Source organism: uncultured Campylobacter sp. (genome assembly GCF_938045775.1).
Taxonomy (GTDB): Bacteria; Campylobacterota; Campylobacteria; order Campylobacterales; family Campylobacteraceae; genus Campylobacter_B.
This window is the reverse complement of sequence record NZ_CALIBH010000072.1, coordinates 1-4,808: the sequence shown is the minus strand read 5'-3', so window position 1 is coordinate 4,808 and position 4,808 is coordinate 1. Positions and strand designations below refer to the sequence as shown.

Genomic DNA, 4,808 nt, shown 5'->3' with positions numbered 1-4,808 from the left:
ACGACGCGACCGCTAAATTTACGCTGCAACGTATCGTCGCCGATCGCGCTGGCGGCATTTAGCGCCTCGTCGATGTCGCCCGCCTCCAGCACGCGCCCTGTTTTTGCGAGATAGTGCGCCCAGACCCCCGCGTAGCAGTCCGCCTGCAGCTCGACTTTGACCTGAAGTGCGTTTTGCTCGGCTTCGCTGCGAGCGCGCTTTTTAAGAGCGCTAACCTGCTCTAGCGTGCCGACTAAATTTTGAACGTGATGCCCCACTTCGTGCGCGATGACATAGGCCTGCGCGAAGTCGCCGCCCGCTTTGTACTTATTCGCAAGCTCGTCAAAAAAGCCGAGATCCAGATAAATTTTGCGGTCCCTCGGGCAATAAAAAGGTCCCGTCTGCGCGCTCGCAAAGCCGCAGCCGCTTGCGATCTGATCGCGGAAGAGCCGCAAGCCGGGCTCCTCGTAGCGCGCGCCTGCACTTTTAAATATCTCGCCCCAGACGTCTTCGGTTTGGGCTAGCACCGCCGAGACGAAGGCGAGCTTTTCTTGCTCCTGCGGGCTATCGGTCGGCTCTCTTTGCGTACTGGCGCCTCCGTCTAAAAGCGCCAAAGGGTTGTAGCCCATAAAATACGCCACCACGCCGATTACGAGCACTATGCGCCCGATCTTTGAGCCGAGCAAAAACCTGATGATCGGGATCAGCATCCCAAGCGAGCCCGAGCTCGTGCGCATGCTGCTTGCGCGGTCATCCTCTACGTTTGAGCTTCGTCTGCCGTCTTACCATTTCATGTTTTTCCTTTAAAATTTTTGAACCATTATACTAAAATTTTAAAAAGAGCGCCGCCTTGCCTTTACAAAAACAGTGCGCGCGTAGCGAAATAAATCTGAAATTTTGCTTATTTTAAATTTCTTTTAAGCTGTTTAAAATTTTAAATTCTATATAATCGCCCTTTTTAAATTTAAAAGAAAGGAGAATTTGTGGCAAAAGACGACGTCATAGAGATCGACGGCAACGTCATAGAAGCGCTGCCGAACGCGACTTTTAAGGTCGAGCTGGACAACAAACACGTGATTTTATGCCATATCGCGGGCAAGATGCGGATGCACTACATCAAGATAATGCCAGGCGATCGCGTAAAAGTCGAGCTGACCCCTTACAGCCTCGATAAAGGCAGGATCACCTACCGCTATAAGTAAGGATAAAGTTAAATTTAGATATACTCGCAATTTTGCGACTAAACTGTAGGAAGAAGTGTTTTCAAAATCCCCACTATTTTGAAAACAGTTGGTTTGATACTTTCGCTTTTGAAATTTCATTAAACCTAGGTGCAGTTTGCATTTAAAGTGGAGAAAATTTTAGGAGAGTGGAATGAAAGTTCGTCCATCCGTTAAGAAAATGTGCGACAAATGTAAAATTGTCAAGCGCAAAGGTGTTGTTCACGTTATTTGTGAAAATCCAAAACATAAACAAAGACAAGGATAAGTTATGGCTCGTATCGCAGGTGTAGATCTACCAAAGAAAAAAAGGATTGAATACGGACTAACTTATATCTACGGTATAGGTTTATTTACGTCGAGAAAAATTCTCGATGCGGCAGGAATTTCTTACGATAAAAGAGTCGCCGATCTGAGCGAAGATGAAGCCGCCGCTATCAGAAAAGAGATCCAAGAGCACTATATGGTCGAAGGCGATCTTCGCAAACAAGTGGCTATGGATATAAAAGCGCTTATGGACTTGGGCGGCTATCGCGGCTTAAGACATAGAAAGGGTCTTCCTGTTCGCGGTCAAAAAACAAAAACGAACGCCAGAACCAGAAAAGGCAAACGCAAAACCGTCGGCGCGGCAGCTAAATAAGGATTGAGATATGGCACAAAAAAAAGTAGTTAAGAAAAAAACCGTCAGAAAAAATATCGCCAAAGGCATAGTTTACATCTCCGCTACGTTTAACAACACTATGATTACCGTAACGGACGAGATGGGCAACGCGATCGCGTGGAGCAGTGCGGGCGCTTTAAATTTTAAAGGCAGCAAAAAATCCACCCCTTATGCGGCGCAGCAAGCCGTCGAAGACGCGCTAAACAAAGCCAAAGAGCACGGCATCAAAGAGGTAGGCGTCAAGGTTCAGGGTCCGGGAAGCGGACGCGAGACCGCCGTTAAAAGCGTAGGTAGCGTAGAAGGGATTAAAGTTACATATTTTAAAGATATCACTCCTCTTGCGCACAACGGTTGCAGACCGCCTAAACGACGTCGCGTGTAATTATAAAAGGAGAAATTTATGGCTAGATATACAGGACCGGTTGAAAAATTAGAAAGAAGGCTCGGCGTCGATCTATTTATGAAAGGCGAGAGAAGGCTTGCGGGCAAGAGCGCGCTTTTAAAACGCCCTTACGCTCCGGGTCAGCACGGACAAAGACGCGCCAAACTAAGCGAATACGGCTCACAGCTTCGTGAGAAACAAAAGGCTAAATTTATGTACGGCGTAAGCGAGAAGCAGTTCCGTAGGCTATTTGCCGAAGCGGCTCGCAGAGAGGGTAACACCGGAGCAATCTTGGTTCAGCTTTTAGAGCAGAGGCTAGATAACGTCGTTTACCGCATGGGCTTTGCTACGACTAGACGCTTTGCGCGCCAGCTCGTTACGCACGGACATATTTTAGTAGACGGCAAGCGCGTCGATATCCCTTCATACAGCGTCCGCGCAGGACAAAAGATCGAAGTGATCGAGAAGAGCAAAAATAACCCGCAAATTTCAAGAGCGCTGGATCTTACTGCGCAGACCGGTATCGTAGCGTGGGTCGACGTAGAAAAAGAGAAAAGATACGGAATTTTTTCTAGAGTTCCGGAGAGAGAAGAAGTTGTTATTCCTGTAGAGGAAAGATTTATCGTAGAGCTTTACTCGAAATAGTAGGTGCTAATATGAGAAAAATCACAACATCAGCTCATATGCCAACTGAAATAAAGGTTGAGAATGTCAGCGAAAATGTTGCTAAAATCATAGCATATCCCTTTGAAACGGGATATGCCGTCACTCTAGCTCATCCTTTACGAAGGTTACTTTATACGAGCACGGTCGGTTTTGCGCCGACTGCGGTTAAAATCAAAGGCGTAAGCCACGAATTCGACAGCATGCGCGGTATGCTCGAGGATATGGCGGCTTTTATCATAAATTTAAAGGGATTAAGGTTTAAAATTAAGGGCGATTCCCTACGCGAGGTCGTAGAATACAGCTTTAAAGGACCTAAAGAAATTTACGGCAGCGACCTAAATAACGACGCCGTAGAGATCGTAAATCCAAGCGCTTATCTGGCTACGATAAACGAGGATGCCGATCTTAAATTTACGCTCATCATCGAAAAGGGCATCGGCTACGTCCCAAGCGAAGAGATCAGAGAAAATTTAGACGCTGATTTCATCGCGCTGGATGCGTTTTTTACCCCGGTAACCAAGGCTGTTTACGACATCGAAAACGTCTTTGTAGAGGATAATCCCGACTACGAAAAGGTGGTCTTTACGATCACTACCGACGGTCAGATCAGCGCGATAGATGCGTTTAAAAACGCACTTGAAGCAATGTATCAGCAGCTGGCGGTTTTCAAAGGTATCGTAAACATAAGCGCTGCGGATACTTTCGGTAGAGCGATCCCCGCAAATTCCGAGTTTGCAAAGCTTTTTGAGAGCGTTAGCAATCTAAGCTTAAGCGCGCGAAGCTTTAACTGCCTGGATCGTGCGGATATTAGATTTATCGGCGAGCTAGCGATTATGGAGGAGAGCGAGCTTAAAGACCTTAAAAATTTAGGTAAAAAATCGCTCGAGGAGATCAAGGCCGTTATGGAGGAGATCGGTTATCCTATCGGCAACCAAGAGCTCGGCGAGAAAAAAGAGCAGCTAAAACGTAAGCTCGATGAGCTGAAGGCTCAAAGACAAAAGAATGAAGGACAATAAATGAGACATAATCACGGATATAGGAAGCTAGGGCGCACTTCGTCTCACCGTGCCGCCCTGCTTAAAAATTTAACCATCGCTTTAGTTACTAGCGGCAAGATCGAGACTACGCTTCCTAAGGCAAAAGAGCTAAGAAGCTACGCCGAGAAGCTGATCACTCGCGCGCGCAAGGGCGACAGCGAGGCGCATAGATTTGTTTTCGCGGTGCTTCAGGATAAGGCTGCGACAAATAAGCTGGTCACCGAGATTGCCCCAAAATACGAAGGCGTAAACGGCGGCTACACTCGCATCATCAAAACCCGCCTTCGCAAGGGCGATGCCGCAGAGATGGCTTATATCGAGCTAATCAGCAAATAAAATTTCGGGATAACTCCCGAAATTTCTTCTATGAAATTTAAAGCTTTACTTCCGCTTGTTATCGTCGCTGCGGGCCTAGCGTGGGCATTGGACAATTATCTTAGCTATAAAAATATCGAAACGATCAACTCCGAAATTCCGCTAAAGCAGGCATTGGACGGCGAGCAAATCTCTAAAATTCGCGTCTATAAATCCAAACGAATTCTTGAAATTTTGACCTCAAAAGGCATCGCGAAAAGCTACAAAATCGCCCTCGGACGCGAGCCTGAAGGACATAAAGAGGTTCAAGGCGACGGCAAAACCCCGGAGGGCAACTACACCATAAACGGCAAAAATCCAAACTCGGCGTATCATCTAAATTTAGGCATCTCCTATCCGAACAAAGCCGACGTAGCGCACGCAAAATCCCTCGGTAAGAGCGCAGGCGGCGATATCAAAATCCACGGGCTACCGAATAAATTTAGCTACCTAGGGCAGAGTATAGCGGCGTTCGGCGACTGGACGGAGGGCTGCATAGCGCTCGTCAA

The 4,808-nt window shown here is 47.2% G+C and carries 9 protein-coding genes; 8 read left to right on the top strand and 1 reads right to left on the bottom strand.

Features of this window, described 5'->3' with window-relative positions:
- Positions 1-716, bottom strand: a 716-nt coding sequence (locus Q0238_RS02450) for a neutral zinc metallopeptidase (RefSeq protein ID WP_297942590.1), incomplete at its 3' end; no start/stop codon positions are given.
- A 246-nt stretch (positions 717-962) separates the two neighbouring features.
- On the opposite strand from Q0238_RS02450, the gene infA reads away from it, so the two are divergent.
- From infA to Q0238_RS02410, 8 genes are all read left to right on the top strand, one after another.
- Entirely contained in the window at positions 963-1,181 is a 219-nt protein-coding gene (gene infA, locus Q0238_RS02445) for a translation initiation factor IF-1 (RefSeq protein WP_005869854.1), read from the top strand.
- Positions 1,182-1,353: 172 nt separating this feature from the next.
- Positions 1,354-1,467: a 50S ribosomal protein L36 gene (rpmJ, locus tag Q0238_RS02440; RefSeq protein ID WP_005869855.1), complete on the top strand. Its 114-nt coding sequence runs from the start codon at positions 1,354-1,356 to the stop codon at positions 1,465-1,467.
- A gap of 3 nt (positions 1,468-1,470) precedes the next feature.
- Positions 1,471-1,839, top strand: coding sequence for a 30S ribosomal protein S13 (rpsM, locus tag Q0238_RS02435; protein ID WP_005869856.1), 369 nt, complete (start codon positions 1,471-1,473; stop codon positions 1,837-1,839).
- A 10-nt stretch (positions 1,840-1,849) separates the two neighbouring features.
- Positions 1,850-2,242, top strand: a complete 393-nt coding sequence (rpsK, locus tag Q0238_RS02430; RefSeq protein WP_177387174.1) for a 30S ribosomal protein S11 — start codon at positions 1,850-1,852, stop codon at positions 2,240-2,242.
- Between the two features lie 18 nt (positions 2,243-2,260).
- Positions 2,261-2,887 (top strand): 30S ribosomal protein S4, encoded by a 627-nt coding sequence (rpsD, locus tag Q0238_RS02425; RefSeq protein WP_005869858.1) that lies wholly within the window; start codon positions 2,261-2,263, stop codon positions 2,885-2,887.
- Positions 2,888-2,898: 11 nt separating this feature from the next.
- Positions 2,899-3,924: a DNA-directed RNA polymerase subunit alpha gene (locus Q0238_RS02420; RefSeq protein WP_297942588.1), complete on the top strand. Its 1,026-nt coding sequence runs from the start codon at positions 2,899-2,901 to the stop codon at positions 3,922-3,924.
- Positions 3,925-4,281, top strand: a complete 357-nt coding sequence (gene rplQ, locus Q0238_RS02415; RefSeq protein ID WP_297942586.1) for a 50S ribosomal protein L17 — start codon at positions 3,925-3,927, stop codon at positions 4,279-4,281.
- A gap of 30 nt (positions 4,282-4,311) precedes the next feature.
- A partial coding sequence (locus Q0238_RS02410; RefSeq protein ID WP_297942583.1) for a L,D-transpeptidase family protein occupies positions 4,312-4,808 on the top strand: 497 nt, incomplete at its 3' end.

What these genes read in the sequence shown, in the direction of transcription:
- rpmJ (WP_005869855.1), top strand. Translation starts at nt 1,354, where the DNA reads ATGAAAGTTCGTCCATCCGTTAAGAAAATGTGCGACAAATGTAAAATT.
- rpsM (WP_005869856.1), top strand. Translation starts at nt 1,471, where the DNA reads ATGGCTCGTATCGCAGGTGTAGATCTACCAAAGAAAAAAAGGATTGAA.
- rpsK (WP_177387174.1), top strand. Translation starts at nt 1,850, where the DNA reads ATGGCACAAAAAAAAGTAGTTAAGAAAAAAACCGTCAGAAAAAATATC.
- rpsD (WP_005869858.1), top strand. Translation starts at nt 2,261, where the DNA reads ATGGCTAGATATACAGGACCGGTTGAAAAATTAGAAAGAAGGCTCGGC.
- Q0238_RS02420 (WP_297942588.1), top strand. Translation starts at nt 2,899, where the DNA reads ATGAGAAAAATCACAACATCAGCTCATATGCCAACTGAAATAAAGGTT.
- rplQ (WP_297942586.1), top strand. Translation starts at nt 3,925, where the DNA reads ATGAGACATAATCACGGATATAGGAAGCTAGGGCGCACTTCGTCTCAC.